We start from the raw sequence: 962 nt of genomic DNA on the forward strand, positions 1-962 counted from the left end.
GCAATCAGTACAGTACTAGCAAAGACTTACGGTGGCGCAGCACAAGCATTTGATCAAATCGACAACGCTCCAGAAGAGCGCGAGCGTGGTATCACTATCGCGACTTCTCACGTTGAATATGATACGCCTACACGTCACTATGCACACGTTGACTGCCCAGGACACGCCGATTATGTGAAAAACATGATCACAGGTGCTGCGCAAATGGACGGTGGTATATTGGTAGTTGCGGCTACAGATGGCCCAATGCCACAAACACGTGAGCACATCTTGTTAGGTCGCCAAGTTGGTATTCCTTACATGATTGTATTCATGAACAAATGTGACATGGTAGACGACGAAGAATTACTAGAATTAGTAGAAATGGAAGTACGTGAGTTACTTTCAGACTACGAATTCCCAGGTGATGATTTGCCAGTTATTCAAGGCTCAGCGCTTAAAGCCCTAGAAGGCGAAGCAGAGTGGGAAGCAAAAATTGTAGAGCTAGCAGAAGCGCTAGATTCATACATCCCAGAGCCAGAGCGTGACATCGACAAGCCATTCATTCTTCCAATTGAAGATGTATTCTCAATTTCAGGCCGCGGTACAGTAGTAACCGGTCGTGTTGAGCAAGGTATCATCAAAGTAGGTGAAGAAGTTGAAATCGTTGGTATAAAAGAAACGGTTAAGACGACTTGTACTGGTGTTGAGATGTTCCGTAAGTTGCTAGACGAAGGTCGTGCTGGTGAGAACGTAGGTGTATTACTACGTGGTACTAAGCGTGAAGACGTTGAGCGTGGCCAAGTATTAGCGAAGCCTGGTTCAATTAACCCGCACACTAAGTTTGAAGCAGAAGTATATGTACTAAGCAAAGACGAAGGTGGCCGTCATACGCCATTCTTTAAAGGCTATCGTCCACAGTTTTACTTCCGTACAACTGACGTCACAGGTGCTGTTGAGCTACCTGCAGGCGTAGAGATGGT

Annotated in this window: 1 protein-coding gene; it reads left to right on the forward strand. The window is 45.9% G+C overall.

What is annotated here, in order from left to right:
- The coding region (gene tuf, locus RM552_RS17665) for an elongation factor Tu (RefSeq protein WP_311370210.1) at positions 1 to 962 on the forward strand (962 nt) is incomplete at both ends.

It is taken from the genome of Glaciecola petra, from assembly GCF_031846345.1.
In the GTDB taxonomy this organism is placed as follows: domain Bacteria; phylum Pseudomonadota; class Gammaproteobacteria; order Enterobacterales; family Alteromonadaceae; genus Glaciecola; species Glaciecola petra.